We start from the raw sequence: 26,739 nt of genomic DNA on the forward strand, positions 1-26,739 counted from the left end.
CCTTCAACGGCGTGCGCCGCCCGGTCCAGCTGGGCCGCAGCCGCAGCGACGCCCTCCATGCCCTGTGCCGGCGCGAGCAGGTGACGCCGTTCATGGCCATGCTGTCCGCGTTCGGCATCGTGCTCGCGCGCCGCTCCGGCCAGGAGGAGGTCGTCATCGGCTCGCCCATCGCCAACCGGCTCTTGCCGGAGCTGGAGCCGCTCATCGGCATGTTCGTCAACGGCCTGTGCCTGCGCGTCAGCGTGCGCGGCGCACCGGGCTTCCGCACCCTGCTCCAGCGCGTGCGCGAGGAGACGCTGGGCGGCTACGCGCACCAGGAGGTCCCACTCGACCAGGTCGTGGCATCCCTGGGCGTCGAGCTGCCCGCGAATCGCTCCCCGGTGTTCCAGGCGATGTTCATCCTGCAGAACGCCCCGGAGGCGGAGTTCGCGCTGGAAGGCCTCGCCGTGATCCCCATCGAGGTCAGCCGGGGCTCCGTCACCTACGAGCTGGCCCTGTCCCTGACCGAGCTGGATGAGGGGTTCACCGGCGTCCTGGAGTTCAACACCGACCTGTTCGACGCCCGTACCGCCGAGGGCATCCACGCCGAGTTCCTCGGGGTGCTCGACGCGGTGGTCGCGAACCCGGACCTGCCGATGGGGCTCGAAGCGCGAGCCCCCTGAAGCACTCCGCTACTTGTGCAGGGAGGCCGCGGCGACGTCCGCCGCGACCACCTGCACGGCGCGCGGGCGCTCGGCGAGGCGCAGCAGGCGGAACAGCTCGCGGGACAGGTGCTCCACGGAGCGCCGCTCGTCCGCCACGGTGAGGACCACGTCGTAGTCGTCCCCCTGCGCGCCCCGGACGACCTGCGTGCGCGCCGTCAGTACCCCGGGCAGCATCATCGCCAGCCGCCGCACGGAGGCCATGCTGATCTTCTCGCTGCCGCGCACGAGGAAGTCGGAGACGCGCCCCTGGAAGTACAGGTAGCCGTCCGCGTCGATGTCGAACACGTCCCCCGTGGCCAGCAGCCGGGGGCCCTTCAGCGCATGGAGCTTCTCCCCCTCCACCAGCCCGATGCGGCGCTTCATCACCGTGTCCGACGAGACGAACAGCTCCCGCTGTCCATCCGGCCCACGCTCAACGAGCGACACCTGTGTTCCCGGCAACGGCAACCCCACGGACGCGAAGCGGTGCTCCGGCTCCGCATGCGCCGCGAGCGTCGCGACCCGGGGCCCCGCCTCGGACAGGCCATACGTGACGTACAGCTCGCCCCGAGGCCGCGCATGCAGGAGCTGCTTCACGTGCTCCGGCGCGAGCACGTCTCCGCCCACGCCCAGGCACCGCAGGCCGTCCGGGAACGGCTCGCCATGCTGGAGCAGGCCCCGCACGAGCAGCGGCGTCAGCGCGGACACGGTGATGCCCTGCTCCCCGAGCATGCGCAGGTACGCCGCGGGCTGGAACGGCGGGCCGCTGATGACCAGTTCCAGCCCCCTTCGCAGCGCGGAGAACGCCTGCGCGACCATGGAGTACGAGTAGTAGAGGGGCAGGTTCACCAGGGCGGTGTCCCCCGCGCGCAGGCCCACGGCATCCGCGTGCCGATCCGCGTTGAGGAAGAGCGCGCCCAGGTCGAACACGCAGCCGCTCGCGAAGCCGGAGGTGCCGGATGTGAGCAGCACCATCTCCCCGAGCTTCGCCCCCGGCGGCTCTGTCTCCGGGAACAGGGCCACCTCCGCCCCGCCCAGCGCGAACCGCTCTACGCCTTGCGTGTGCGGTGCGGGGCTGCGCATGGCCACCAGGGCCCGCGCTGGCAGCGCATCCACCAGCGACTGCTGCCGGCCCGCGGGCGAGGCGGGCGACACCAGCGCGGGGACGCCCCGGGCCGCGAGCACCGCGAAGACATGGGCCAGGAGCCCCGCGCCGTTGGGCAGCGCGAGCAGCACCACGTCCCCCGGCCTGAGCCCTCGGGCCATCCACCCGGCCGCGAGGGTCGCCACGGAGCGGTCGGCGGTCGGGTGCGCTTCGGTCAGGTCGCGGATGCGATCCAGGAACGCCTGCACGGCGGTCAGCGGAACGCCCGCGAGCTCCAGGAGGGGCGAGGCCATGTTCACTCCACTCAGGGTTGGAGGGACCGCGCCACGGCGTCCGCGTCGACGCCAGGCCCGGCTCCCCGCGACAGGACGACACAGCCCGCGCCCGGAGGCCGGCCTTCGACCGCCAGCACGGATCCGATGAGGGCCCAGTCCACGACACCGCGCGCAAGCCACGCGGCGGACAACGCCAGCGCGACCTCCACGCCCGGCACCACGGGCATCGTCAGCGCGAGCGTCGGACCGCGCAGGCCGTGGACGATGCAGGACAGACCCGTGGGGGCGCTCGGCGTCGCGGCGGGAAAGCGCAGCGGGGACGCGAAGCCCCGCGCGGCATCGCTCGCCACCTGTGCCCACGTCTCGCGAGGGCCCACCGCACCCACCTGGATGAGCGAGCACCGGTCCGCCGCGCGCGTGAAGTCCTCGCCCAGGGCCTGGGTCGCCTCCCCCACGGCCATGACCAGCGCCCAGGACAGCGGATCCGCGTAGCGCACGGAGGGCTTCCACCGGGCGGCATGGGGATTCGGAGCATCCGCGAACACCACCGCGCTGCCGCGCAGGGCCACCGACAGGGAGGACGTCATCGCGGCACCTCGAAGACGAGCGACGTGTCGAAGCCACCGAAGCCCAGCGTCACGCTCAGGCCCACCCGGGCCGCATGCCGCGTCGGCGCGCCCACGGACAGCGGACAGGGGAACTCCGGATCCGGCTGCTCCAGACCGACGATGGGCGGAACGATGCCCTCGCGCAGTCCCAGGATGAGCGCGAGCGCCTCCATCGCGCCCGTGGCCCCCAGGCTGTGTCCGAAGGCCCCCTTCGTCGCGAAGACGAGCGGCCCGCCGCTGGGACCGAACACGCTCCGGAACGCCTCGCGCTCCGCCCGGTCGTTCACCGGCGTCGCGGACCCATGGCCGTTGACCAATCCAATCCCGGCGGCGGCGATCCCCGCATCCGTCAAGGAGCGCTCCATCGCCAGGCGTGCGCCCGCGGCCGCGGGGTCCGGCGACGTCATGCTCGCGGCGTCATTGGCGGAACCCACGCCGCGCAGTCGCGCCAGCACGCGCGCCGACCGCCGCTCCGCGTGCGCCGCCGACTCCAGCACGAGGAACGCCGCGCCCTCGCCCAGCAGCATGCCGTCATGCCGCGTGTCATAGGCCCGCGTGCGCGACGGAGACAGCGTGGACAGCGCCGAGTGCGCCAGCCGCTTGCTCGGCGTGAGGACATCCACGCCGCCGCAAATACACACATCGGCGAGCCCCGCGCGCACGCACTCCGCCCCCACCAGGAGCGCATCCGAACCCGAGGAGCACGCGGTGGACAGCACCACGGGCGCGGCCTTCGCGCCCAGGGCCTCCACCACCGCATCCGCCCAGTGGTGCAGCGGCGCCTCCCGCTCGCCGTCGTCGTCCAGGAAGGCGCCCAGGCTGGTGCCCAGGACGAAGCGCGTGCGCGCCCCATCGGCAGGCAGCCCCGCATCCGCCAGCGCATCACGCAGCGTCGTGACCGCGAGCCCGCGCAGACGCTCCGCGGCGGGAGCCTCATGTCCCCCGCCCGGAACGACGGCCGCCAGCGTGTTGCGCAGCCGGTGCGGGGACGGAAGCTCGACGAAGCCGTGCTCGCCCGCGAGCAGCCGGCGCCACACGGCTTCCAGTCCGCTCCCGAGCGGGGTCGTCCACGCCGCGCCCGTGACGACGACGGGCATCACCACAACTGTTCGCCCAGGTCGGAGACCCGGGAGCGGACGAGGCTCGCGCGGAACGCCGCCACGCGGTGCGAGCCCACCATCGCCTTGCCCGTGAACTGGAACAGCCCTCCGGCCAGCCGGCTCGCCTGCACGCGCAGCAGCACCTGGTCGCCCGGCACGATGACCTTCAGGAAGCGCGCCTCCACGGAGCTGATGAGCGTCAGCTCGTCCTCGGCCAGCATCGACGTGCTCATCTGGTAGAGGATGATGCCCGCCTGCGCATTGGCCTGCATGAGGTGGCTGGCCGGGTAGACGGCCCGCTCCGGGAAGTGTCCCGCGATGCAGTCCAGGTTGCCGGAGATGGACATGAGCGCCTCCAGGTACTTCCCCGGCTCATGGTCCACGATGCGGTCCAGGTAGATCATCGGGTGGCGGTGCCGCAGCCACTGCTTCAGCGCGGTGAAGCCCAGGGCCTTGGGCGTGCGCTCCACTGTGTTCACGGCGCCAGCTTGAGCGCGCTGCTGAGGGACGGCGGTAGACATGCGGGCACTCCGTTCTCTTTGTTGACGACGGCGAGGTCCAGACTTCCAAAGGCAAGCAGCAGCGGTTCCGGCCCCGTGCCTTCGCGGTAAAGCTTCACACCCAGCTTCAAGCTCGCGGGCCCGACGTGCTCCACGGCGGGCACCAACACCAACCAATCCTGGAAGCGCGCCGCCGCGCGGTAGCTCACCCGCAGCTCCCGCACCCGCAAATCCAGACCCTGCGCCGAGAGGACCTCCAGCCCTGCCCCCCGGCGCTCCAATTCCTCCAGCCCCGCCGTCTCCAGCAGCGACGCGTAGCGGGAGAAGTGCACGACGCCGGAAGCGTCCGTGTCCACGTGCTCCACCTTGCGGCGCAGCGCGGGTGGAACCTCCGGAAGTGGAACCGCAGCCTGCGTCACGACCCGGACTCCACGAACGTCCGCACGCCGCGCTGGATGCGGGCCACCATCTCCCGGAGGTCCGCCTCTCCCGCGATGAGCGGCGGCGCGATGCGCATCGCCGGGAACAGGTAGCGCAGGCCCCGCGAGCGACGCCCCGCGCCGGCCATGAACTCCACGAAGATGCCCGCGTCGAGCAGCCGCGCCCGCAGCTTCCCCAGGCTCCCTGCCGCCCGCTCCGTGAGCTCGATGCCGTTCATGTAGCCCAGGCCCCGGACCTCCTGGAACACCTCCGGGAACGCCTGCGCCACGTCCTTCTGCAGCTGCGCGCGCAGCACCTCGCCCAGCGGCCCCGTGCGCTCCACCAGCCCTTCGCCGGACAGGTACTGGATGCCCGAGCGCATCACCGCGCTCGTCAGGGGCCGGAGGTCGGACGTGGACACCGCGCCGCTGGAGCGCACCGACAGCTCGCGCCGGGCGATGACCATGGACGTGGAGACGACGCCCATGCCCAGGCTCTTGCCGATGACGGTGATGTCCGTGGGGATGGGCCCCTCGGCGTCCGTCATGCCGAAGAAGCGGCCCGTCTTCGCGAACGTGAGCACCTCGTCCGCCACCAGCAGCACCTCGTGCTCGCGGCAGAGCGTGGCCAGCCGTCGCAGGTAGCCCGCGGGGGGCACCAGGATGCCGGCGTCCCCCTGGATGGGCTCCACGAAGACCGCCGCCAGCTTCCGCCCGTGCTCCGCGAAGAAGGTCTCCAGGTGCGCGGACTCACCGAACGGCAGGAACTGCACGTCCAGCCCGGACGGGCCCTCCGTCGCGGGCAGCGGCAGCCCCAGCCGGTAGTGCCGGCGGTTGAGCAGGCTCGCCAGGCCCTGTGTCCACCCGTGCCACGCGCCCTCGAAGGCGAGGATCATCCGCCGCTCCGCGCGCTCGGGCTTCGGCGCCATCCGCCGCCGGTCGAAGTTCGACTCCAGCACCAGGCGCAGCGCCAGCTCCAATCCCTCGGAGCCCGAGTTGCGGCCACTCGCGTGGTACGCGTCCCCCGGGAAGCGATCCGCCCAGAGGCCCTGGGGGCCGAACAGCCCCTCCAACAGCAGCGTGCGCTCCAGCGAGCCCAGCTCGTCGGTGACGTAGCCCGTGCGCTCCAGGCCGTCGCGCAGCGCCTCCTGCATGCGCGGATGGCCCGCGCCCAGGCACGCGCTCGCGTAGCCTCCGCTGGCGTCCAGCACCTCCACGACGCGTCCCGCGTCCGGCCCCTCCAGCGCGGCCATGTGCTGCATCAGGCCCTTGGCCCGCAGACAGACGAAGGGCAGGCGCCCCCCGCCGTAGTGGTCCATCTGCAACGCCATGCCGGCGCGCAGGCGGGCCACCTCCTCCGCCCCGAGCGTCTCCCCCGCGGCGGGCACCTTCACTTCGTGCCCCCCTGCTTCTGCTGGGCCTTGAGCTTCACGATGAGCGCCGACAGCAGGTTGAGGGTGCGGAAGTTCTCCGTGTCGAAGTCCTGGTCGGAGATGCTCACGCCGAACTGGTCCTCGCAGATGACCCGCAGCTCCAGGAAGCCCACGGAGTCCAGGCCGACGACGGACTGGAGCCCGTCGTCCCCGCCAATCTGCTCCTCGGGAATCTCCACGAAGAGTTGGTTCGTCAGGATCTTCTTCAAGCTTCGCGAGACGTCTTCCTGCATGGCGGGCGTCCTCTCTTCAGGGGGTCGGTGCTTCGGTTGGAATGCTCAGTGGGCCCACGGTGCCCTTCGTCACGCGCAGCAGCTCTCCGGGCGTCAGGCGCAGCAGCAGCTCCGGCCGCCCTCCGCCGCCGTAACCTTCCGGGTACTGGAGGACGGCCGCGTCCACGAACACGCGCAGCGGTCGGGGGTAGCCCAGGGGCGGCGTGCCGCCCGGCGGATAACCCGTGGCCTCCAGCGCCCGCTCGGCGCTCGCGAACGCGGCCTTGCGACAGCCGGCGGCGCGCGCCACCGCCTTGAAGTCCACGCGCCGGTCTCCCGGCAGCACCACGACGAGCACCTCGTCCGCTTCCGTCGTCAGCACCAGCGACTTGAAGATGCCGCCCACGGGGATGCCCAGCTCGCGCGCCGCGGCGGCGGCCGTCGTCATCGGCGTGGCCAGCGTCAGCAGGCGCGCGTCCACCTGCTCACGCGCGAGGAACTCGCTCAGGTCGGCCATGGCGTCACCCCGCCACCGTCAGGAGGAGCTTCCCGATGTTGCGGTTGGCCTCCATCTCCGCGTGCGCGTCCACCACCGCCTCCAGCGGCCAGGCCCCGTGGATGACGGGCCGCAGCCCTCCTTGCGCGAGCACCTCCATCCACCGCTGCCGGAAGCGCGCGTTGACCTGCCGCTTCTCCACCATGGGCCGCAGCCGCAGGGACGAGCCCTTGAGCTGCAACCGGCGCTGGACGACGCGCAGCAGATCCAGCTCCGCCGCCATCCCGTCCAGCAGTCCCACCAGCACCAGGCAGCCCTCGTGCTTCAGCACGGAGAGGTTGCGCGACAGGTACGCGCCGCCCACGAAGTCCATCACCAGCTCCACGCCCTCGCCGCCCGTGCGCGCCAGCACCTCCGCCACGAAGTCCTGGCGCCGGTAGTCGATGGCGGCGTCCGCGCCCAGCCGCGTCAGCGCCTCCACCTTCCGGGGCGTGCCCACCGTGCACAGCGCCGTCGCGCCCACGTGCTTCACCATCTGCACCATCGTGGTGCCGATACCGCTGGCGCCCGCGTGCACGAGCACCGTCTGCCCGGGCTTCAGGCCGCCCAATTCGAACAGCGTCTCGTTCGCGGTGAGGCAGGACTCCGCGGTGGCCGCCGCCTCCTCGAAGCTGAAGGCCTCCGGGATGACGAGCGCCATGTCCGCGTCCAGCAGGCAGAACTCCGCGTACCCGCCGCCCTCCACCACGCCGAACACGCGCTGGCCCCGGGTGAAGCCCTTCACGTCCTCGCCCCACGCCTCCACCGTGCCGGCGACCTCCACGCCGGGGATGGCGGACTGGCCCTCCGGCACGTGGTACACGCCGGCCCTTTGGAGCAGGTCCGCGCGGTTGAGCGCGGTGACGTGCACCCGCATGAGCAGCGCGTTGCCCGTGGGCACCGGCCGGGGAACCTCGCGCAGCTTCACCACCTCCGGGCCCCCGGAGCCTTCGTAGACGACGGCGCGCATGAGCGTCAGTACCCGGCCCTTTCGTCCACACCGCGCTCGCGCGTGGGCACGAGGAAGCTGCGCTCGAACGTCAGGAACACCTCGCCCGTGGACTTCAGCCCCCGCGTCTCACAGGTGACGATGCCCTCCCCCTTGCGCTTCTCCGACAGGCGCTTGGCGAGGATGCGGCTCTCCGCGTACAGCGTGTCCCCGGCGAAGACGGGGTGCGTGAGCCGGATGCGGTCCCACCCCAGGTTCGCCAGGGCCCGGCCGCTGGTGCTGCGCACGCTCATCCCGCACACCACGCTGAACGTCACCAGGCTGGAGATGAGCGGCCGCTCCCATGGCGTGTGCTGGCAATAGGCCGCGTCCAGGTGCAGCGGGGACGGGTTGAGGCTCAGCGTGCTCATCAGCACGTTGTCGGCTTCCGTCACCGTGCGGCCCGGCCGGTGCTCGAAGACGTCCCCGACGGTGAAGTCCTCGAACGCGAAGCCCAGCAGCTCCCGGTAGCGCTGCGGTCCCACCTGCTTGTAGCCAGAGCCCTCCATGTCGTGTGTCCTCGCGCGCGGGCTTCTTCAGAAGCCGGAGATGATGTCCTTGGCCGTCGCGCAGAAGCGCGTCAGCTCGTCCGGCTCGATGTCCGCGCGCATCATCAGGCGCACGCCCGCCTCGCCCTTGGCCACCACGGGGAAGAACACCGCCGAGCAGTAGTAGCCCGCCCGGTACAGCTCCTGCGACAGGCGCACCGCCTTCTCCTCCTCGCCCACTTCAATCTTGCGGATGGGCATGCCGTTGCCCGAGTGCGCGGAGGGGAACTGGCTGTCGAAGTACGCGATGTTGCGCGCGAGCTTGTCCTGGAGCTGCTTGAGCTCCGGGCTCTTGTGCAGCGCGATGCTCGCCAGCGACGAGCCGATGGACGGCACCTGGAGGTTCTGCGACCACGCCAGGGGACCTGCGTTCCGGTTGAGGAAGTTGAACAGCTTCTCGCTGCCCAGCATCGCCACGCCGCCCGCGCTGCCGAACGCCTTGGCCAGCGACGCGACGATCATCGTCAGCGGGTTCATCTTCAGGCGGGAGCGGACCCAGCCCTCGCCCTTCGCGCCGGTGATGGACAGCGAGTGCGAGTCATCGAAGTACAGGAAGAGGCCGTACTTCTCCTGGAGCTGGAGCAGCCCCTCCAGCGCCGTGAGCCCGCCCATGGAGTAGGCGCCGTCCGCCACGTAGGCGACGCGCGGGTACTTCTTGCAGACGTCCTCCAGGTAGTTGAGGTCGTTGTGGGGGCTGGTCAGCACCAGGCTCTCGTCCCCGACGATGGGCTTCACGTACGCCATGGAGAAGTGACAGAAGCGGTCGAACACCATGACGCGCGGCTGCCCGTCCTCCGTCAGGTGCCCGGACGCGAGCAGCGGCAGGATGCCCGCCGTCAGCGCGGTACACGACGCGGCCGGCAGCGAAGGACAGCCGTACAAATCCCGCAACCCCTCCTCCAGCCGCGCCATCAATCCCAGACGGATGCGCAGTGTGGAGAGCGCCAGGCCAATGGTGCCCTCCTCCCGCAGCGCGCGGATGGCGCCGTCGAGGATGGCCGGGTGGTGGTTGAGGCCCAGGTAGGAGCACGAGCACAGCACCGTGAAGGCGTGCTGGGTGGCCCGGTCGATGAGCCGGTTGTTCGACTCGAAGTCCACCTTGAGGTTGATGAGGCCGTGGTCCTCGGCCTGCTGCCAGCCGGCGTCACCCAGGCCGACGAACTTCTCGTTGTTGCGGTAGCGCCGGGGGCCCAGGACGCTCTCGGGAATGCTCGTTGCCATGCGGACTCCTCCTGCGCGGGATGGATGGGACGACAAGGAATGGGATTGAGAGGGATGGACGCTCAGCCCTCGGAGGGGCCGAAGTCCTCGAGCGTGCGCTTCGCCGCTTCGATGAAGGGCGTGCCCACCATGGCGCCGTCGACGACGCAGATGTTCGCGTCCCGGGCCTGGCTCTCCGCGACGATCTTCCGCGCCTTCTGCAGGGTGCGCTCGTCCGGGGAGAAGGCCTTGTTGATGATCTCCACCTGGTGCGGGTGGATGGCGGCCTTGCCGCTGAAGCCCATGCCCCGGGCCAGCGCGGCCTCCTTGCGCAGCCCCTCCAGGTCGCTCATGTCGAACAGGGGCGAGTCCACCACCTGGAGGTTCGCGGACCGCGCGGCCGTCACCAGCCGCGCTCTCGCGTAGAGCATGGGCTCCCAGGTAAGCGCCGCGCCGATGCTGAAGGAGAAGTCCGCCGACCCGAACACCAGCGCCTTCAGCCGGGGCGTCGCCGTCACGATGGCGCCAATGTTCTCCAGCCCGCGCGGCGTCTCCACCAGCGCCAGCAGGTCCACGTGCGCGCACTCCGGCCCCAACGCCTGCTCGACGATCTCCAGGTCACGGGGCGACTCCACCTTGGGCACCATCACCACGTCGGGCTTCGCCGCGTACTCGCGCAGGGCCAGCAGGTCCCTCAGGCCTTCATGCCGCGTCACCGTGTTGATGCGCACCGCCCGGCGGCTGTCTCCCACCCGCGGCGCCAGGAAGAACGCCTCCGCGTGGTGCCGCGCCGCGTCCTTGTGCGCCGCCGCGACGGAGTCCTCCAGGTCCACCAGGCTGATGTCCGCGCCGGACTGCTGCCCCCGGGCAAAGCGATCCACCGCCAGCGCCGGGGTGAACAGGATGGAGCGGCAATAGCGGGTGAAGCGCATGCGGGCCTCCAATCAGTGGCTGACTGGGTACCCTCGTATTCCAAACACGTCAAGCTTTGGCGCAATGATTCGCAGCCGTGACCTTGGCGTGTCATTGAAACGTATTGGTATGTCTTTGAATGTGGAACGACGTTGCGCGATGGGAAAGACAGCACTCCGCGCGTGGGTGAAGGCAGACCTCCAGCGTGCGTCAAGCGCGGCGCGTCACGCCGGAGGTCACGGCAATCCCATACGTGCAAACCAGTACGACCTACCCCTGCGTGGGGGCGGGCGCGTTGACCGGCTCGGGCGGCTCCACCGGCGGCTTCACGATGAGCTGCTCCAGCGTGGGGCGCCGGGGCTTCTCGAACGGGGACAGCTTCACGGGCTGTCCGGTGCGCGCGGACTCCTGCAACGCGACGATGACGCGCACGTCCGCCAGGCCCTCGATGCCGTTGGGCTCCGGCTCCTGGTCTTCCAGCACGCACCGCGAGAAGTAGATGAGCTCCGGCGCGAACTGGTCGCTGTTCTTGAAGGTGCGCGTCTCCGTCTTGCCGCCCACCGTGAGCCGGTGCTCGATGTCGGTGCCGTACCCGAAGCCGTGCTGCACGAGCAGGTCCCCCTCCGTGCCCACCAGCCGGTAGCTCGACACCGCCGACGCCTCGTGGCTGATGCCGAACTGGGCCACCCGCCCGTTCGGGAAGCGCATCAGGGCGAACGCCGTCGCGTCCACGCCGTGGAAGCGGCCGTCCCCTCCGCTCGTGTACGCGAACACCTCGCGGGGCTCGTCGCGGAACAGGTAGCGCGCGGCGTTGATGGGGTACGGCCCCTCGTCCAGGAGCGCCCCGCCCCCCAGGTCCACACGCGTCCGGATGTCGCCCTTGCGCACCTGCTGCGTCAGGAGCGCGCCGAACATCCGCGGGTCACCCAGCTTCCCGGAGCGCACCAGCTCGATGGCGTGGAGGTTCGCCTCCTCGAAGTGGAGCCGGTAGGCGATCATCAGCTTCACGTCGTTGTCGTTCGTGACGCGGATCATCGCCTCGCAGTCCTCCACGGAGGTCGCCATCGGCTTCTCGCAGAGGACGTGCACCCCCACGCGCGCGGCCCGTTCGGTGAAGGCGCGGTGCATCGTGTTGGGCAGCACGAGGTAGACCGCGTCCGCGCGCGACTCGCGCAGCACCTGTTCGTACGCGCCGTAGTCCCCGACGTGCTCGACGCCATACTGGCGCTGGAGCGCGGCGCGCTTCTCCTTGTCGGAGGAGATGATGGCGACGAGCTCGGAGTTCTCCTGCGCGTGCTGGAACGCCGGGAGGATCGCCACCTGCGCCAGGTTTCCCGCCCCCACCACCGCGTACCGCACCCGCCTGGAAGTCCCCTGCTCAGCCATCGTGCATCTCCCGTCGTGAGTCCCTACGCTGGGGACGCGCTCCGTCCCCCCACAAGCCGGGCCCGGTCCTCCGGAGAGAGGTCCGCACGACCGCCTGGCAGGGGGGCAGGGCCGACGCTCCGTGTGCTATGGGCAGGGGCATGCACGCACGCTCCTGCTCCTCGATGCTGCTGGGTCTCCTGCTGATGTCCGCCTGCGCGACGCCCTTCGAGGACACGGGGAACGTCCGCCCGGACGCGGGGACCGGGGACTACGACCTCCCCTCCATCCCCTACACGGTGGACGCGGGCGCCCCCATCGATGCGGCCAAGGAGACCTGGACGTTCGTGCCGGTCCCCGACGCCCACTGCGCGAACGGCTCGTCCACGGGCATGGCCATCAACCTGACGGATCGCTCCAAGCGGGTCTTCGTCTTCCTCGCGGGGGGTGGGGCGTGCTGGGAGGCGGCCGCCTGCGCACTGGGCACGGCCACCCACATCACCGACACGATGGGCGCGGACCCCGTGCTCGCCGAGGCCCAGGCGGCGGATCTGGCGGTGTTGTTCGACCGCGCCAACCCCCAGAACCCGTTCCGCGACGCGAGCTTCGTCTACGTCCCCTACTGCACGGGCGACCTCCACGCGGGCACCCGCGTCCACACCTACGACTGGTTTGGCCCGAAGAACGTCGAGCACGTCGGCGCGCGGAACCTGGACGCATACCTGCGGCGGCTCCAGCCGACCTTCCCCGAGGCCGACCGCGTCTGGCTCGCCGGCATCAGCGCGGGCGGCTACGGGGCGACGTTCAACGCCTGGCGCGTGCAGAAGGCCCTGCCGTGGGCGCGGGTGGACGTGCTGAACGACTCAGGGCTCATCATCGACACCGCGGGCGACGGCCGCTACGGCACCCTGCGCGCGAACTGGGGCGTGGAGTTCCCTCCGGGGTGCACCGGGTGCGACGCGGGCCTGTCGGCCGTGCTCGGCGCCTCCGCGCGCCTGCTCACCGCGCCCCGGCGACACGCGATGCTCGGCTACCTCCAGGACGGCACCATCTCCACCTACTTCGGACTCAATGGCGCGCAGGTGCAGGCCGGCCTGGAGGCGGCCCGCGCCTCGGCGGAGCCGAACGTGAAGACCTTCTACCTGCCAGGCAATCCGCACGTGCTCCTGGCCCACCCGGACGCCGCGACCGGGGCGGGCCTCACCGTGCGCGCGTGGCTCCAGCAGTTCGCGGGAGATGATCCGGCCTGGAGCCACGCCGGCCCCTGAGCAGGCAGGCTTCCGGCAACTCCACCCTGGCCCATGGGAGACTCGCGCGCCATGCCCCTCAAGAAGATGCTCGCCCGCCTCGGCGTCGGCAGTGCGCGCGTGGACACCCGCCTGGAGCACGACACCGTGCGCGCCGGAGGGGACCTGCGAGGCGTGGTCCACGTCCAGGGCGGCCACACGCCCCAGCGCATCGACCGCATCGAGCTGCACCTGATGGCGCAGTACCTCCAGCGCGACAACGACCGCCGCAGCGCGCTCAACGCCGTGGTGCGCTCGTGGCGCATCGCGAACCCCTTCACCGTGGAGCCCCGGGAGGAGAAGCAGTGGCCCTTCTCCCTGCGGCTGCCCGTCCACACCCCCATCACCGAGCGCGGCTCGCCCGTGTGGCTGAAGACGGCGTTGGACATCGACAACGCGCTCAACCCCGAGGACAGCGACCGGATCCACGTCCTGCCCCACCCCTCCCTCCAGACCGTCCTCGACGCCGCCCTGCACCTGGGCCTCCAGTGGCGCAACGCGTACTGCGAGGCGGGGCCGCCGTTGGGGCGCGACGAACCCTTCGTCCAGGAGCTGGAGTTCCACACCGGCCCGTCGTGGAAGGGGCCTCCGCGCACACTCGCCCTGCTGCCGTTCCCCAAGGAGGACGGCCTGGAGCTGATCCTCGACATCGACCGGGGCCCCCGGGGCCTCACGTCCCTGCTGGAGGGCACGCCCCTGGAGGGCGGACGCCGCCAGCGGGTGGTGCTCTCCCAGGCCGACCTGTCCCGGGGGGTGGCCTCCGTCGCGGAAGCGTTGGCGTCGCACCTGGGCGCCGGAGCCTGAAAACCGGAAGGTCCGGCGCGCTGGCAGGTCGTGAACGCACCCGACGTCGCGAGTCCGACGCCGGGGCGTGAAAGTGGTATAGGCCGCCGTGTGAAAGCTCCCCCGCCTCCCGCCACTGAAAACCCCACCTTCGACTCGCTCGGGCTCAAGCCCGAACTGGTCGAGGCGTTGACCACCCTCGGCTACGAAGAGCCCACGCCCATCCAGGCCGCGGCGCTCCCGCCGTTGCTCGCCGGCAAGGACCTGCTCGGCATCGCCGCCACCGGCACCGGCAAGACGGCCGCGTTCGCGCTGCCGCTGCTCCAACACCTGACGGCCGGCGCCGCCGCGCCCCACAGCACCTCCGCGCTGGTGCTCGTGCCCACGCGCGAGCTGGCCATGCAGGTGTCCGAAGCCATCCACCGCTACGGCACGAAGCTGGGCGTCAGCGTGCTCCCCCTCTACGGCGGCCAGGAGATCGGCCGGCAGCTGCGCGTGCTCAAGCGCGGCGTGGACGTCGTCGTCGCCACGCCGGGCCGCGCCCTGGACCACCTGCGCCGCAAGACGCTGAAGCTGGACAACGTGCACACGGTCGTCCTGGACGAAGCGGACGAGATGCTCGACATGGGCTTCGCGGACGACCTGGAGGCCATCCTCTCCGAGACGCCCGAGAAGCGGCAGACGGCGCTGTTCTCCGCCACCCTGCCCCCGCGCATCGCGAGCATCGCGGAGCGCCACCTGCGCAATCCGGAGCGCGTGCGCATCGCCAAGGAGAAGCTGGAGGCCGGGGAGATGCCCCGCGTCCGGCAGACGGCCTACATCGTCCCGCGCGCGTTCAAGATCGCGACGCTGGGGCGCGTGCTGGACCTGGAGTCCCCCACCGCCGCCATCGTGTTCTGCCGCACGCGCACGGAGGTGGACGAGCTCACCACGTCCCTCAACGGACGCGGCTGGCGCGCGCACGCCCTGCACGGCGGCATGAGCCAGGAGCAGCGCGACCGCGTCATCAAGCAGTTCAAGTCCCAGCAGGCCGACCTGCTCATCGCCACCGACGTCGCGGCGCGCGGCCTGGACATCCCCCGGCTGTCGCACGTGGTGAACTTCGACGTGCCCAACGCGCCGGAGGCCTACGTGCACCGCATCGGGCGCACCGGCCGCGCCGGTCGCGAGGGCGTGGCCATCACCCTGCTGGAGCCCCGCGAGCACCGGCTGCTGCGCAACATCGAGAGGCTCACCGGCCAGCGCATCGAGGTCTCCGCGGTCCCCACCGTGTCGGACCTGCGCGCCCGCCGGCTGGAGATGATGCGCTCGTCGCTGCGCGAGGCGCTCGTCGAGGGCGAGCTGGAGGCCTTCCGCGGCATCGTGGAGGACCTGTCCGGCGAGTTCAGCGTCATGGACGTGGCCGCCGCCGCGGTGAAGCTGCTGCAGGAGAAGGAGGACGAGGGCAAGGACGCCGCCGAGCAGGACATCCCGCAGGTGTCCGCCCCGTCGCCGTCGTCGGAGAAGCGCTTCCCCCGCTCGGGTCCCCCGAGCCGTGGCGGCGACCGTCCCGAGCGCGCGCCCCGTCCCCGGACCGAGCGGACCGCGAGCACTGAAGCGGGGGGGGAGCGCGCCGAGCGCCCTGCCCGCCCGCCGCGCGCGCCGGAGTGGAACGTCACGCGGCTGTTCATCGGCGCGGGCCGCACCGCGGGCATGCGGCCGGCGGACCTCGTGGGCGCCATCGCCGGCGAGGCGGGGCTCGACTCCTCGCGCATCGGCGCGATCCACATCGCGGACATGTACTCCATCGTGGAGGTGCCGGAGCCGGATGCGGCGCGCATCATCTCCGCGCTGAAGGGCGCCACGCTGCGCGGCAAGAAGGTCTCCGTGCGCCGCGACACCCGGGACTGAGCCTTGCGCGCCTTCACCGGCCCCCGTCATCGGAGCCGGTGGGGGGCCGGTGGAAGCGGGCCCGGCAGGACTTCAGGGCGCGCCCCGGTCCACGCCGGGCGCGCGGCCCAGCAACAACGGCGAGGCGAGCCCCCCTTCCGGGTGCATGCGCAGCAGCGTGTGGATGACGCCGCCCAGCCCCGTCATCAGCCCCGGTGAGAAGGCGTCCCGGGCATGCCCCGTCACCGGGCCCCGCGCCTCCAGGCTGGAGAGCACCTCCGCGTCCAGCACCTCGCGGTCCGGCCCCTGCGGATCCGGCGCGAGCCGCCGCCCCGCCTCCAGCAGCTCCCACAGCCCCAGGTCGCCATGGCACAGGGTGTGGGTCCAGCCGAAGCCCTCGCGCACGCCCGCGGTCCGGGCCCGCTGGAAGAGGTCCAGGTAGCGGGGAGTGCCGGTGCGCGCGAAGAGGTCCGCCGCCGCGAGCCCGATGCCCGTGCTCCCGTGGCACCAGGTCGTCAGTTGATCCATCGCCTCGGGGCGCCGCCCGTCCAGCCAGGTCCCGGTCTCCGGCCGGTACAGGCCCTCCACGAAGTCGAAGGCGCGCTCGGCCAGGGCCCGCCACCGCCGCCGGTCCGCGGGGCTGCCCGCCGCGCTCAGCCCCAGCCGCGCCAGCGCCCAGCCGATGCCCATCGTGCCATGGGCGAAGCCGCCGATGGGCTCCTTGAACATCGACGTCGCCCAGCGGGCATCCCCCGCCACGCTCCGTGCGGTGTCCTCCAGGCGCTGGCCCGCGTGCGCCGCGATGTCCAGCCACTTCGCCTCGCCCGTCTGATCCACGAGGTTGAGCAGCGGGACGATGACGCCCGCCACGCCGCCCAGCACCTCCAGCAGCCGGTCCTCGTCGAGCAGCTCCGGGGTCAGCGCCGCCGCGCGCTCGCAGGCCCGCTCCAGGGCTCCGGGGACCGCGTCCAGGTCGTGCAGCGTGGACCAGATCCACACCTGGGACGCGAGCCCGGAGAAGCCACCCGGCTGCTTCACCGTCACCCGGTCCTCCGTGGCCCGCAACACCGCGAGCGCGCCCCCCAGCGTCTCCGCCAGGTCCTCCACCGGCTCCGCCCGCCCGTGGCGCACCTCGTGCTGGTACTGGGCCAGGCACACCGCGACGCCACCCTGTCCGCTGTACAGGTCGGCGGAGAGGGGCCGCACCGCCCAGCCGAACTCGGCGAGCACGGGGCTGATCCACGTCACGGAGCCGTCCGGACCGCGCACGGCCGCGTCGCACACGCGGCGCATCAGCCCGGACAGCTGCGAGCGGCGCCGCGAGTCCAGCCGCTCCCGCCGTGACGGCGTGGAGGGGACGGCGACGCGCGGAGGCAGGGCCTGCTCGTTGAGGTAGGCGCTGACGAGCGCGCCCTGGATGGTCAGCTCCTCCAGCCCCACGTCCACGGAGCGCCAGGCCGTCACTGTCGCGTCGAGCAGCGAACGGGACACGGGCACGGTGAACACGGGGGTGTCCCCGGAGCACAGGTCGGCGATCTCCTCGTCGATGGCGGGCAGCGAGGACGGGGCCCCCGGAGCCACCTCGGCGTTGCGGCGCATCACGTCCCGCGCCCGAGCGTTCGCCCCGCGCGCGTCGTGCAGCGAGGCCGGGTGCCAGAGCATGCGCTGCAGCTCCGCGTAGGTCTGCGTGGGCCGCAGGATGCGGCGGACGACCGCGCCCGCGAACGGCTCCAGCAGCGGGCGCAGCTCGCCCTGCGCGTCCAGCGACTTGAGCCGCGCGGTGAGCTCGCGGAAGCCCTCGACGACCTGGGGCCAGTAGCGCGCGAGCACCGGCTCCGCGCTGGGGTGGTTCTTCAACCGGGGGCGCTCCAGGAGCGTCATCTCCAGGCGCGCCCCGTCGGTGCCACCGCCGACGATGGTGGGCACGGACATGAACGGCTGTTGCCCCGGCAGCGAGCCGGCGGCGGAGATGTCCAGGCCGCCCAGCCCCGGGCCCGCGCTGCGCATGGGGAGCAGGCCGGTGCGCAGCACGGTGCCCCGGATGGCCTTCGCGGCGCGGTCCACCGCCAGCCCGCGCCCCGACAGCGGCATGGGCGGATCCGGCATGAAGAGGCTCTCCACGTCCACCACCACGGGCACCGGCCCGTTCGCGATGAGGTTCTCCGAGTGCAGGTCCGTGCCGCCCAGCAGCCGCATCACGCCCAGCCAGTGCCCCAGGTTGCGGTAGAAGCGCGCGAGCTCGGCTTCGCCCTCGCAGGGGCGGTGCTCCACGAACTCCGCCCAGCCGTAGCCCGGTCGCACCAGCACCTCGGGCACGCGGATCCGGGTGCCCCGGGGGTCCAGCATGAGCAGCCGCTCCAGCATCCCATCCAGGGCGCGGTCCACGCGCAGGCACCGGGGCTTGTACAGCACCGAGCCCTCTTCCAGCTCCAGCAGCGCCACCGTCTGACCGCCCCGGTGGGTGTCGCCTTCGCCCAGCCGCAGGCGCTTCAGCGCACCGCGAGGACGACCGGGCAGCGCGGCCAGCGCCTCCCGGTCCGCGACGAATCGGTCCACGAGCCGCAGCACCGCCTGGGACTGGAGCCGGCCCACGGTGGCCAGCCGGTCGAGCAGCGGCGGATAGCGTCGGCGCAGGTGCGCGTGGAACTCAGGGGTGCAGGCCCGGTCGAGGAACTGCGACCACCGCCCCTCTGAATCCGCGGCATCGAGCCGCTCTTCCAGCGCCGCCGCATGAAGCTCCAGCAGCAGCACCCGGTTGAGCTTGCGCTGTGCGCTGAAGCCCAGGTGCTCACGGCCCGCCCGGTCCACCACGTCGCGCTCGGCGGCGGTGAGCCCCTCCGTGCGGGACAGCCGCGCCGACATCGCCTCCAGGTGCGGCGCCAGCAGGGCGTTCACGGGGCGCGCGAGCCACCCGTCAGGAGGGACTTCGACGGCCAACAACGCTTCCTCGTGGACCATGCGGTGGACTCCCTGGGGGCGGGGACCGGAAGGGGGACGGCTCAGCAGCACTGGACGTCGGCGCAACCGGTGCAAGCGCTGCAGCCGGTGTCCGCGACCAGGTGGGACTCGGTGAGCGCCTGCTCCGTGCGCGCACCTCCCACGAACAGCGGGCCCGCGGGGTTGGGCAGTCCATGGGACTCCTCGGCACCCGTCAGCCAGCCCTTCACCACCTCCAGGACCTCGGGCTTCATCGTCATGAGCGCTCTCCTCTTCGGGGGACGTCGGGGGACGTGGACCGCACGACGAGGAAAGTCGAACACGGCCCCGCATCCCAATGCCAGACATAGGGACGTCAGGACCAGGAAATCGTCCTAATCAAGGCATCCCCACGCCCCTGCTTCGGCCCAGGGCGAACGCCCTCAGGGAAAGGACGTAAGGGATTGCCGCAAGAGACCGGCGTCAGGGTGCCCCCCGGGGCGAGCGCGCTGTGTGCTGCGGGACAGCCAGCCCCGGAGTCGGAGCTTGAGCCGCGCGCAAGACAGGCCGACCCGGCAAGCGCTCGGGGCCTGACAGCCCGGGGGCCCCTGCCGTTTCCAGGTGGGAGGGGAGGCCTAGGATGGAAGATCTGAAGCGGAAAGCGGGCTATCAAGTTCCATGGAGCGCCCCATGCCCAGTTCCGAAGACCCGCTGTTCCTCAACGGTATCGATGGTGTCACCGGCCAGTACCTGGTCCCCCCCGTCAAGTTCCCAGCGGCGGCGAAGCTGGCGGCGCCCCGTGGGCAGGCCACGTACCTCGAGCGATGGAGGAACTGGCTCCGCGACAACCCCGTGCGCCTCCCGTTCGACACGATGTTCGGCGTGGACAAGACGAACCCCACCCAGGCCGGCTGGGCCGTGGTGTTCCACGCACAGGCGTCCGAGGCGGTCCGCAAGAGCCTGGAGCCGCTCATCGCCCACCGGCGCACGCTCATCGACCCGGACCTGGTTCACGTCCTCACGTACCTGGCGGGTGAGCCGGCCCACAAGTTCCTGGCGCGCCATGGAACGCCCATGGGGGACGTGGAGCCCACGCAGGTGCCGTACTACCTCCTCCTCGTGGGCGGTCCGGACGAAATCCCCTTCGACGTCCAGCACACCCTCGCCCTCTTCCACGCGGTCGGTCGCCTCTCCTTCGACACGCCGGAGGAATACGCGCGGTACGCGGACAGCGTCGTGGCCTACGAGAAGGGAGCCTCCGTCCCCAACCACCGGCAGGTGAGCTGGTGGAGCCCCAAGCACCTGGGAGATCGCTCCACGGAGCTCAGTACCGATCAGCTCGTCATTCCCCTGACCCGGGGGGCGCCCGCGGATCAGCCTCCGCAGCTCAACAAGACGATCGCCGCGAAGCTGGGCTATGCCAGCCGCGAAGCCATCGAGGACGATGCGACCAAGGAGTGGCTGCTCACCACGCTCCACGGTCGCGAAGTGCGTCCGGCCGTGCTCTTCACCGCCTCCCACGGGCTCGGCTTCCCCGCGAACGACGCGCGCCAGCGCTCCGAGCAGGGGGCGCTCCTGAGCCAGGACTGGACCGGCTTCGGCGCGATGGCTCCCGCGCACTACGTGGCGGCGTCGGACATCCAGGACGATGCCCGGCTCCATGGCCTGGTGGCCTTCTTCTTCGCCTGCTTCGGCATGGGCACGCCCACCCACGATGAGTTCCCCCTCAACCCCGCCCGGCGCGGTGATGCGCTTGCCCCTTCCGCCTTCGTGGCGGCTCTGCCCCGGCGGCTCCTCTCCCATCCCGGCGGCGGCGCGCTGGCGGTCATCGGCCACGTGGAGCGGGCCTGGGGCTTCTCCATCAAGCCCCTCGAGATGGCCCAGGCCTCCACCCATGCGTTCAAGAACACGCTCGCGAAGATCATGGCGGGCGAGCCCGTGGGCCATGCGCTGCGAGACTTCCGCGACCGCTTCTCCGCCGCGAACAACCTCCTGCTGAACCACCTCGATCCCAACATGCCCAACGACAAGCTCACGCCCCGTGAGTTGCTCCACCGGTGGATCGAGCGCAACGACGCACGCAACTACGTGGTGCTGGGCGATCCCGCCGTGCGCATCCGGCACACCGACCTGCAGACGCTTCCCTGAAAGGAGCTTGGACCCATGCGAACGCTCATTCTCAGCGACCTCCACCTCGGCAACGGAGGGCCCTATGACATCTTCGCGGGCGCCGCCGAGCTCCCCGCCCTGCTCGACTCCTTCACGCGCACGCCCACGCACGTCGTCCTCAACGGGGACAGCTTCGACTTCCTGCTCAACGACGACCCGCTCGCGGTGGACGCCCGGCGCACCGTCGCGCAGGCCCGGGCGCTGGTGACCTCCGCGCAGACGGCGCCCTCGCTCCAGGCCCTCGGCCGGGTGCTGGCCGCGGGAGGCCGGGCGACGATGGTGGTGGGCAACCACGACCTGGAGCTGGCCCTGCCCGAGGTCCAGGCCGTGGTGCGCGAGGCGCTCGGTCAGCCCGCCGCCGTGGCCTCGAGGCTGGTGTTCCGGGACGGCACCGAGCCCCTGCTGCTGGAGGTGGGCGGCGCCAGGGTGCTCGTCACCCACGGCGAGCACAACGACGTGGCCAACCGCATCGACTACGGCTCGCTGCTGTCCACGGACCGCGCCCGCTTCCAGTACCCCCCGGGCTCCGTGCTGGTGAAGAACCTGCTCAACCCGCTCAAGCACCAGCACCGCATGCGGTACATGGATCTGCTCAAGCCCGACTTCCAGGGGGCGGTGATGGTCGCGCTCGGCGTCAAGCCGGACGCGCTCAAGGTCCTGTTGACCAGCGGGACCCTCACCCTCATCCGGCGCATGCTGGAGAACCAGGACCTCCCTCCGGCCTTCGCCATCGAGCCCCGGGACGCGGACGCGCCTTCGGAGGCGGACACGCAGCTGGCGCGGACGCTCGCGGACGTGGACCTGGATGACGAGGAGGTGGACGCGCTGATGTCGGTGCTGGATCCGCAGGCGCTCAACGCCTTCGACAACCCGGACGCCCTGGGCCGCGCCCGCCTGAAGCTGTGCAAGGCGGGCTTCGCGCTCTACGCCCGCCTGCACCGGAAGGTCGCCGGGACGACCGGCACGGAGTACTTCTCACTCGAGCCGGCGAAGGACGAGCTCGCGGAGAGCGAGCGGCTGGGCAGGAAGTTCAGCCATCAGGCGGTGGTGATGGGCCACACCCACGCGGCGCGCTGGCACCAGGGCAACGGCCGCGTCTACGCCAACACCGGCACGTGGATCTCCCTGCTGCGGCTCCCCGCTCCGGACGCCTCCGACGCGGAGTGGGGCGACTACCTCCAGGAGCTCCAGTCCAACCCCTCGCTGGATCCGTCCCGGCAGAAACTGGCCCGGGTGGAGCACCGCTTCACCTGCGTGGAGGTCTCACCCAAGACGTCGGCTCCAGGAGCGACCCTGCGGCTGGCCCAGTGGAAGGACCAGGGGCTCCAGACCCTGGGCAGCGCGGAGCTGCCCGCCGGGAGCTGAGCCGGCGCCGCGGTCACGGTGTGCCTTCAGCGCGTCGCGGCGCGGTCGGCCGCGGCGGAGAGCACCCCGTGCAGCACGGCCAGCATCACGGCGCACGCGAGGATGTGGGGCGCGACATAGGCGAGCCCCCACCGCTCCGCGATGACGCCCGCGAGGCTCGGCAGGACGGCGACGCCCGCGGTGGCCGCGCTCACCTGGAAGCCCACCGCGTGCGCGGAGACGTCGGTGCCCACCCGGCGCGGCGTCTCGGACATCAGGCCCGGGAAGATGGGGGCCAGCGCGAAGCCCAGCAGCACCAGCCCCAGCACGGGCGGCACACTGGGGATCGCGAACAGCACCGCACCCACCACCGCGAGCGCGGTGCTCCAGCGCAGCATCCGCACCGAGCCCAGGTGCTCGACGATGAAGCCCGACAGGACGCGCCCCACGAGCAGGCTGCCCCAGTAGAGGCTCACCCAGGTGCCGGCCTCGGCGGTGTGCAGGCCCCGGCCTTCCGTGAGCACGGTGTAGCTCCACTGGCCGGCCGTCACCTCCACGCCGGTGTAGAAGAAGAACGTCGCGATCTGCAGCCACACGCGGGCCCGTCGCAGCGCATCGAACGCGGAGCCCGTGACAGGCGCCTCGGCGCTGCCGTCGCCCGTGTCCCGCACCGGCGCATCCCACCGCCGGCGCATCACCATGAAGGTCAGCGCCAGCAGGCCCAGCACCGCGCCGATGATGGCATACCCGGAGCGCCACCCCGCGCCCCGCGTGAGCAGCGCCGTCATCAGCACCGGGCCCAGCGCCGCGCCGACGCTGTAGGCGGCATGCAGCCAGTTCATGTGCTTCGGCCCGAAGTTCTGGGCCGCGTAGTTGTTGAGCGCGGAGTCGATGGCCCCCGAGCCGAAGCCGATGAAGCACGCGGCGACAAGGAAGAGCGCGAACACGGGCACGGTCGCGTACCCCGCGAGCCCGAGCGCCACGAGCCCCGTGCTCAACGCCAGGAGCAGCCCCAGCCGCAGGGCGCGCATCAGCCGCCCCGCGAGCAACCCCGACAGGAAGTACGCGACGGCCGCCGTGGAGAGGATGGCGCCCATGCCCGCCTGTGACAGGCCGAACGTGCTCCGCAGCGACGGCCACGCGACGCCGAGCACGGCATCCGGAAGCCCCAGGCTGATGAACGCCAGGTAGGCGAGCGTGAGGAGCGCGGGACGCGGACGGGGGGCGGATGCGGGAGGACTCACGGGCGCGCACCGTAGAACGCGCTCGGGCATCCCGTCAGGGCTTCGTGGCGGCCTCTATCGCGCGCTTGACCTTGCCACCAGTGTCAGGGGCTAGCGTCCGTTTCCAGGAGAGCAGGATGAACATCGGAGAACTCGCCCGGCGCACGGGCTCCAGTGCGCGCTCCATCCGTCACTATGACAAGGCCGGGCTCCTCGCCTCGCACCGACGCGACAACGGGTACCGCGACTTCGGCGACGACGCGGTCCCCCAGGTGATGCAGGTGGCCCGGATGATCCGCCTGGGCTTCTCCCTGGAGGAGATCAGCACCTTCCCGCCGTGCATGCTCCGTCAGGTCACGAACGCCGTCTGCCCGGATGCGCTCGCGGCCCACCGCGAACGACTCGCGGAGGTCGACCGGCAGCTCTTCGACCTCGCGCGCCTGCGGGAGCGGCTCCTCTCCGTAATGGACGCGAACGACTCCCCCCTTCCTTCGACAGAGAGAGCACCCCATGAACCGTCGTGACGTGATGAAGACCGCCCTGCTGGGCACGGGCCTCCTGCCGGGACTCGGCCTCGCGGCCAGCCCGGTTCCCGCAAAGCGCTCCAGGCCCCGCACGTTCCTGCTCGTGCACGGCGCGTGGCACAACGCCCTTCACTGGACCCGCGTCTCGCAGCTCCTCTCCGCACGGGGGCACCAGGTGGTGGCCATCGATCTCCCCGGCCACGGCCTCAACGCGCGCTTTCCCGCGTCGTACCTGACGGGCGACACGGCCCGCTTCACCGAGGAGCGCTCCCTCCAGGCGGACCTGACGTTGGAGGACTGCGCGGCGGCGGTGGTGGCCGCGCTGGAGAAGTTGAAGGACGGACCGAAACCCGTGCTCGTGGGCCACAGCGCGGGCGGCACCGTCATCACCCGGGCAGGAGAGCTGGCACCGCACCTCATCGGCCGGCTGGTGTACCTGAGCGCGTACTGCCCGCTGCGCCTCCAGAGTGCCAGCGGCTACGGAGCGCTTGCCGAGGCCCGCACTGGCTACGGCCAGACGCTCTTCGTCGGCGATCCCGCGAAGCTGGGCGCGGTGCGGATCAACCCGCGCGGCGACGCGGCGTACCTCGAAGCCCTGCGCCTGGCCTTCTACCAGGACGTGGACACAGCGGGCTTCCTGCCCTTCGCGCTCACCCTCACGCCAGACCTCACGCTGTCCCTCTGGACCAGCAAGGTGGGCGCGACGAAGGAGCGCTGGGGCCGCATCCCGCGCAGCTACCTGCGCTGCGCCCAGGACCGCGCGCTGGCCCCCGCCCTCCAGGACCTGATGATCCGCGAGGCGGACGCCTTCACGCCCGGCAACGCCTTCACCGTCGACACGCTGGAGTCCTCGCACTCGCCCTTCGCGTCCCAGCCGGAGAAGCTGGCCGCGCTGCTGGACGGCCTGCGCTGACGCCGGGCGCCCTCAGAAGATGGACAGGCCGGTCAGCGTGGTGAAGCGGTCCAACGCCTCCACGCCCGCCACCGAGTTGCCCCGCGCATCCAGCCCGGGGCTCCACACGCACAATGCGCAGCGGTTGGGGATGACGGCGATGATGCCTCCGCCCACGCCGCTCTTGCCCGGCAGGCCCACGCGGTAGGCGAACTCCCCCGCGGCGTCGTAGGTGCCGCAGGTGAGCATCACCGCGTTGACCTGCTTGGCCTGGCTGCGCGTGAGCAGCCGCGCCCCGTCCGCGCGCTGGCCATGCCGGGCGAGGAACCCGCACGCCCGCGCCAGGTCCGCGCAGCTCATCGCCAGCGAGCACTGCCAGAAGTAGTGCTCCAGCACCTCCGGGACGGAGCCCTCGATGTTGCCGTAGCTCGCCATGAAGTGGGCCAGGGCGCGGTTGCGGTGGCCATGCTCCGCCTCCGACGCGGCGATGCCCGCATCGAAGTCCACCGCCGGGTTGCCGCTCTCCGCGCGCAGGAAGTCGCGCAGCGTGCCCCGTGCGTCGCCCGTGAGCCGCTGCAGCCGGTCCGTGATGACGAGCGCGCCCGCGTTGATGAACGGGTTGCGCGGGATGCCCTGCTCGTACTCCAGCTGCACCAGCGAGTTGAACGGGTTGCCCGACGGCTCCTTGCCCACCCGCCGCCACAGCGCGTCCCCGTCCCGCGACAGGGCCAGCGCCAGCGTGAAGACCTTGGAGATGCTCTGGATGGAGAACGGCACGCGCCAGTCGCCCACCCCGTACACGTCGCCCTCCACCGTCGCGAGCGCCATGCCGAACCGCGCCGGGTCCACCGCCGCCAGCGCCGGGATGTAGGTCGCCACGCGGCCCTGCCCCAGCACCGGAAGCACCGCGTCCCACACCTCCGTCAACACCGCCTGGTAGTCCATGCGCCGTAAGTCCTCGTCAGCGCAGGCCCGCGCGCTTCGCCAGTTCCTGCGCCAGCGAGCGCAGCTCCTCCGCGCCCGGCGCGTTCGGGCTCGTGTCGAACACCACCTCGTAGCCCAACCCCGCCTGGTTGATGGACTCCGAGCGCGGGATGCGCGCGCGCAGCACCGGCACCGTCACGTCCTTCAGCGCCTCCTCCATCGCCTCGTTGGTCGCGGGCGTGCGGCGGTCCCACAGGTTCACCGCGGCCACCAATTCGCCGCCGCTCTCGCGCACGTCGCGCCACGCGGTCTCAATCTCACCCAGCCCCTGCAGCGCGAACGCGCCCGTCGGCACCGGCGCCACCACCACGTCCGCGAAGCACAGCACGGCCTCCGTGAACGCGCCGATGCTCGGCGGCGTGTCCACGATGATGACGTCCGGCGTCCAGGAGAGCGTCTTCAGCGCGCGCGGAATGGCCTGCAGCCGGTGCCCCCACCCGAACAGCTCGCGCTCCAGCGCCGCCATGCGCGGGGCGCCCGGCGCGATGAACAACCCCTGCCGCTTCGGCGACGCCACCACCACCTCATCCAACCGGTGCTTCGGCCGGGGCCCGAAGGCGTCCGCCACGCACGGGCCGTCACGCGTCTCCAGGCCCAGCACCAGCGACGCGTGCGCCTGCGGATCCAGATCCAGCAGCAACACCCGGCGGCCCGAGTCCGCCAGCGCCGCCGCCACGTGCGCGCACAGGGTCGTCTTCCCGACGCCACCCTTGATGGTACAGAACGCAATCGTCGGCATGATGGGCCCCGGGTCTACCAGGAATCCGCCGCCCGGAGGGCCGCGCCGGAATGGAACGCCCGCTCCATTGGGAGCGCTCCAGAATGGCGCAACCCCCTGCCGCCACCGCGCCCACCCCCAGTGATTC

Annotated in this window: 26 protein-coding genes; 8 read left to right on the forward strand and 18 right to left on the reverse strand. The window is 71.7% G+C overall.

Annotated features, from left to right (window positions below; translation table 11 throughout):
* A partial coding sequence (locus tag D7V93_RS07700) for a condensation domain-containing protein (protein ID WP_244237159.1) occupies positions 1-662 on the forward strand: 662 nt, incomplete at its 5' end.
* Positions 663-671: 9 nt separating this feature from the next.
* On the opposite strand, the gene amcH is transcribed toward D7V93_RS07700, so the two are convergent.
* The 13 genes from amcH to D7V93_RS07765 all read right to left on the reverse strand — a co-directional run bounded on the left by amcH (position 672) and on the right by D7V93_RS07765 (position 11,904).
* The gene (gene amcH / locus D7V93_RS07705) at positions 672-2,081 is read right to left on the reverse strand and encodes an adenylate-forming 2-oxoglutaryl-ACP ligase AmcH (protein ID WP_120642759.1); all 1,410 of its coding nucleotides are present in this window, start codon (positions 2,079-2,081) and stop codon (positions 672-674) included.
* An 11-nt stretch (positions 2,082-2,092) separates the two neighbouring features.
* Positions 2,093-2,650 (reverse strand): cispentacin moiety biosynthesis protein AmcG, encoded by a 558-nt coding sequence (amcG, locus tag D7V93_RS07710; RefSeq protein ID WP_120642760.1) that lies wholly within the window; start codon positions 2,648-2,650, stop codon positions 2,093-2,095.
* Complete coding sequence (gene amcF / locus D7V93_RS07715; protein ID WP_244237160.1) at positions 2,647-3,768, reverse strand: cispentacin biosynthesis acyltransferase subunit AmcF; 1,122 nt, start codon at positions 3,766-3,768, stop codon at positions 2,647-2,649. Before amcF ends, amcG begins: the two co-directional genes overlap by 4 nt.
* On the reverse strand, positions 3,768-4,292 hold the full coding sequence (gene amcE / locus D7V93_RS07720) for a cispentacin biosynthesis cyclizing decarboxylase AmcE (RefSeq protein ID WP_120642762.1): 525 nt from the start codon (positions 4,290-4,292) through the stop codon (positions 3,768-3,770). Before amcE ends, amcF begins: the two co-directional genes overlap by 1 nt.
* Positions 4,247-4,690, reverse strand: coding sequence for an acyl-CoA thioesterase (locus D7V93_RS07725; RefSeq protein WP_120642763.1), 444 nt, complete (start codon positions 4,688-4,690; stop codon positions 4,247-4,249). The genes amcE and D7V93_RS07725 overlap by 46 nt, the downstream gene beginning before the upstream one ends.
* The gene (gene amcC, locus D7V93_RS07730; RefSeq protein ID WP_120642764.1) at positions 4,687-6,084 is read right to left on the reverse strand and encodes an amipurimycin biosynthesis protein AmcC; all 1,398 of its coding nucleotides are present in this window, start codon (positions 6,082-6,084) and stop codon (positions 4,687-4,689) included. The genes D7V93_RS07725 and amcC overlap by 4 nt, the downstream gene beginning before the upstream one ends.
* On the reverse strand, positions 6,081-6,356 hold the full coding sequence (gene amcB / locus D7V93_RS07735; RefSeq protein ID WP_120642765.1) for a cispentacin biosynthesis acyl carrier protein AmcB: 276 nt from the start codon (positions 6,354-6,356) through the stop codon (positions 6,081-6,083). The genes amcC and amcB overlap by 4 nt, the downstream gene beginning before the upstream one ends.
* 16 nt (positions 6,357-6,372) lie before the next feature.
* Positions 6,373-6,852 carry an aminoacyl-tRNA deacylase gene (locus D7V93_RS07740; protein WP_120642766.1) on the reverse strand — a complete coding sequence of 160 codons (480 nt, stop codon included), beginning with the start codon at positions 6,850-6,852 and terminating at the stop codon, positions 6,373-6,375.
* Positions 6,853-6,856: 4 nt separating this feature from the next.
* A complete protein-coding gene (locus D7V93_RS07745; RefSeq protein WP_120642767.1) occupies positions 6,857-7,840 on the reverse strand; it encodes an NAD(P)H-quinone oxidoreductase in 984 nt (327 codons plus the stop codon).
* A gap of 5 nt (positions 7,841-7,845) precedes the next feature.
* Positions 7,846-8,367 (reverse strand): MaoC family dehydratase, encoded by a 522-nt coding sequence (locus D7V93_RS07750; protein WP_120642768.1) that lies wholly within the window; start codon positions 8,365-8,367, stop codon positions 7,846-7,848.
* Between the two features lie 27 nt (positions 8,368-8,394).
* Positions 8,395-9,627, reverse strand: coding sequence for an aminotransferase class I/II-fold pyridoxal phosphate-dependent enzyme (locus D7V93_RS07755; protein ID WP_120642769.1), 1,233 nt, complete (start codon positions 9,625-9,627; stop codon positions 8,395-8,397).
* A gap of 62 nt (positions 9,628-9,689) precedes the next feature.
* Entirely contained in the window at positions 9,690-10,538 is an 849-nt protein-coding gene (locus D7V93_RS07760) for an HpcH/HpaI aldolase/citrate lyase family protein (protein WP_120642770.1), read from the reverse strand.
* Between the two features lie 250 nt (positions 10,539-10,788).
* Complete coding sequence (locus D7V93_RS07765; RefSeq protein ID WP_120642771.1) at positions 10,789-11,904, reverse strand: Gfo/Idh/MocA family protein; 1,116 nt, start codon at positions 11,902-11,904, stop codon at positions 10,789-10,791.
* 140 nt (positions 11,905-12,044) lie between these two features.
* On the opposite strand from D7V93_RS07765, the gene D7V93_RS07770 reads away from it, so the two are divergent.
* The 3 genes from D7V93_RS07770 (at position 12,045) to D7V93_RS07780 (ending at position 15,842) form a co-directional block, all read left to right on the forward strand.
* Positions 12,045-13,151, forward strand: coding sequence for a pectin acetylesterase-family hydrolase (locus D7V93_RS07770; RefSeq protein ID WP_158623669.1), 1,107 nt, complete (start codon positions 12,045-12,047; stop codon positions 13,149-13,151).
* 51 nt (positions 13,152-13,202) lie between these two features.
* Positions 13,203-13,973, forward strand: coding sequence for a sporulation protein (locus D7V93_RS07775; protein WP_158623670.1), 771 nt, complete (start codon positions 13,203-13,205; stop codon positions 13,971-13,973).
* Between the two features lie 90 nt (positions 13,974-14,063).
* Positions 14,064-15,842 carry a DEAD/DEAH box helicase gene (locus D7V93_RS07780; protein ID WP_120642774.1) on the forward strand — a complete coding sequence of 593 codons (1,779 nt, stop codon included), beginning with the start codon at positions 14,064-14,066 and terminating at the stop codon, positions 15,840-15,842.
* A 72-nt stretch (positions 15,843-15,914) separates the two neighbouring features.
* Here the strand turns inward: D7V93_RS07780 and D7V93_RS07785 are convergent, their stop codons facing one another.
* Together D7V93_RS07785 and D7V93_RS07790 are read right to left on the reverse strand one after the other, a co-directional pair.
* Positions 15,915-18,779, reverse strand: a complete 2,865-nt coding sequence (locus D7V93_RS07785) for a type 2 lanthipeptide synthetase LanM family protein (protein WP_120642775.1) — start codon at positions 18,777-18,779, stop codon at positions 15,915-15,917.
* A gap of 41 nt (positions 18,780-18,820) precedes the next feature.
* Complete coding sequence (locus D7V93_RS07790) at positions 18,821-19,018, reverse strand: DUF6229 family protein (protein ID WP_120642776.1); 198 nt, start codon at positions 19,016-19,018, stop codon at positions 18,821-18,823.
* A gap of 409 nt (positions 19,019-19,427) precedes the next feature.
* Between D7V93_RS07790 and D7V93_RS07795 the strand changes: the two genes are divergently transcribed.
* Positions 19,428-20,885 carry a C25 family cysteine peptidase gene (locus D7V93_RS07795; protein ID WP_158623671.1) on the forward strand — a complete coding sequence of 486 codons (1,458 nt, stop codon included), beginning with the start codon at positions 19,428-19,430 and terminating at the stop codon, positions 20,883-20,885.
* Between the two features lie 15 nt (positions 20,886-20,900).
* Positions 20,901-22,271, forward strand: a complete 1,371-nt coding sequence (locus tag D7V93_RS07800) for a metallophosphoesterase (protein WP_120642778.1) — start codon at positions 20,901-20,903, stop codon at positions 22,269-22,271.
* Positions 22,272-22,297: 26 nt separating this feature from the next.
* Here D7V93_RS07800 and D7V93_RS07805 read toward each other — a convergent pair whose 3' ends face one another.
* Positions 22,298-23,494, reverse strand: coding sequence for an MFS transporter (locus tag D7V93_RS07805; protein WP_244237161.1), 1,197 nt, complete (start codon positions 23,492-23,494; stop codon positions 22,298-22,300).
* Positions 23,495-23,610: 116 nt separating this feature from the next.
* Between D7V93_RS07805 and D7V93_RS07810 the strand changes: the two genes are divergently transcribed.
* Positions 23,611-23,997: a MerR family transcriptional regulator gene (locus D7V93_RS07810; RefSeq protein WP_120642780.1), complete on the forward strand. Its 387-nt coding sequence runs from the start codon at positions 23,611-23,613 to the stop codon at positions 23,995-23,997.
* Positions 23,984-24,910, forward strand: coding sequence for an alpha/beta fold hydrolase (locus D7V93_RS07815; RefSeq protein ID WP_120642781.1), 927 nt, complete (start codon positions 23,984-23,986; stop codon positions 24,908-24,910). The genes D7V93_RS07810 and D7V93_RS07815 overlap by 14 nt, the downstream gene beginning before the upstream one ends.
* Before the next feature lie 12 nt (positions 24,911-24,922).
* On the opposite strand, the gene D7V93_RS07820 is transcribed toward D7V93_RS07815, so the two are convergent.
* Positions 24,923-25,834 (reverse strand): glutaminase, encoded by a 912-nt coding sequence (locus D7V93_RS07820; RefSeq protein ID WP_120642782.1) that lies wholly within the window; start codon positions 25,832-25,834, stop codon positions 24,923-24,925.
* Between the two features lie 16 nt (positions 25,835-25,850).
* Positions 25,851-26,612 (reverse strand): ParA family protein, encoded by a 762-nt coding sequence (locus D7V93_RS07825; RefSeq protein WP_120642783.1) that lies wholly within the window; start codon positions 26,610-26,612, stop codon positions 25,851-25,853.
* Positions 26,613-26,739: the final 127 nt, after the last annotated feature.

The sequence above is a fragment of the Corallococcus llansteffanensis genome, from assembly GCF_003612055.1.
In the GTDB taxonomy this organism is placed as follows: domain Bacteria; phylum Myxococcota; class Myxococcia; order Myxococcales; family Myxococcaceae; genus Corallococcus; species Corallococcus llansteffanensis.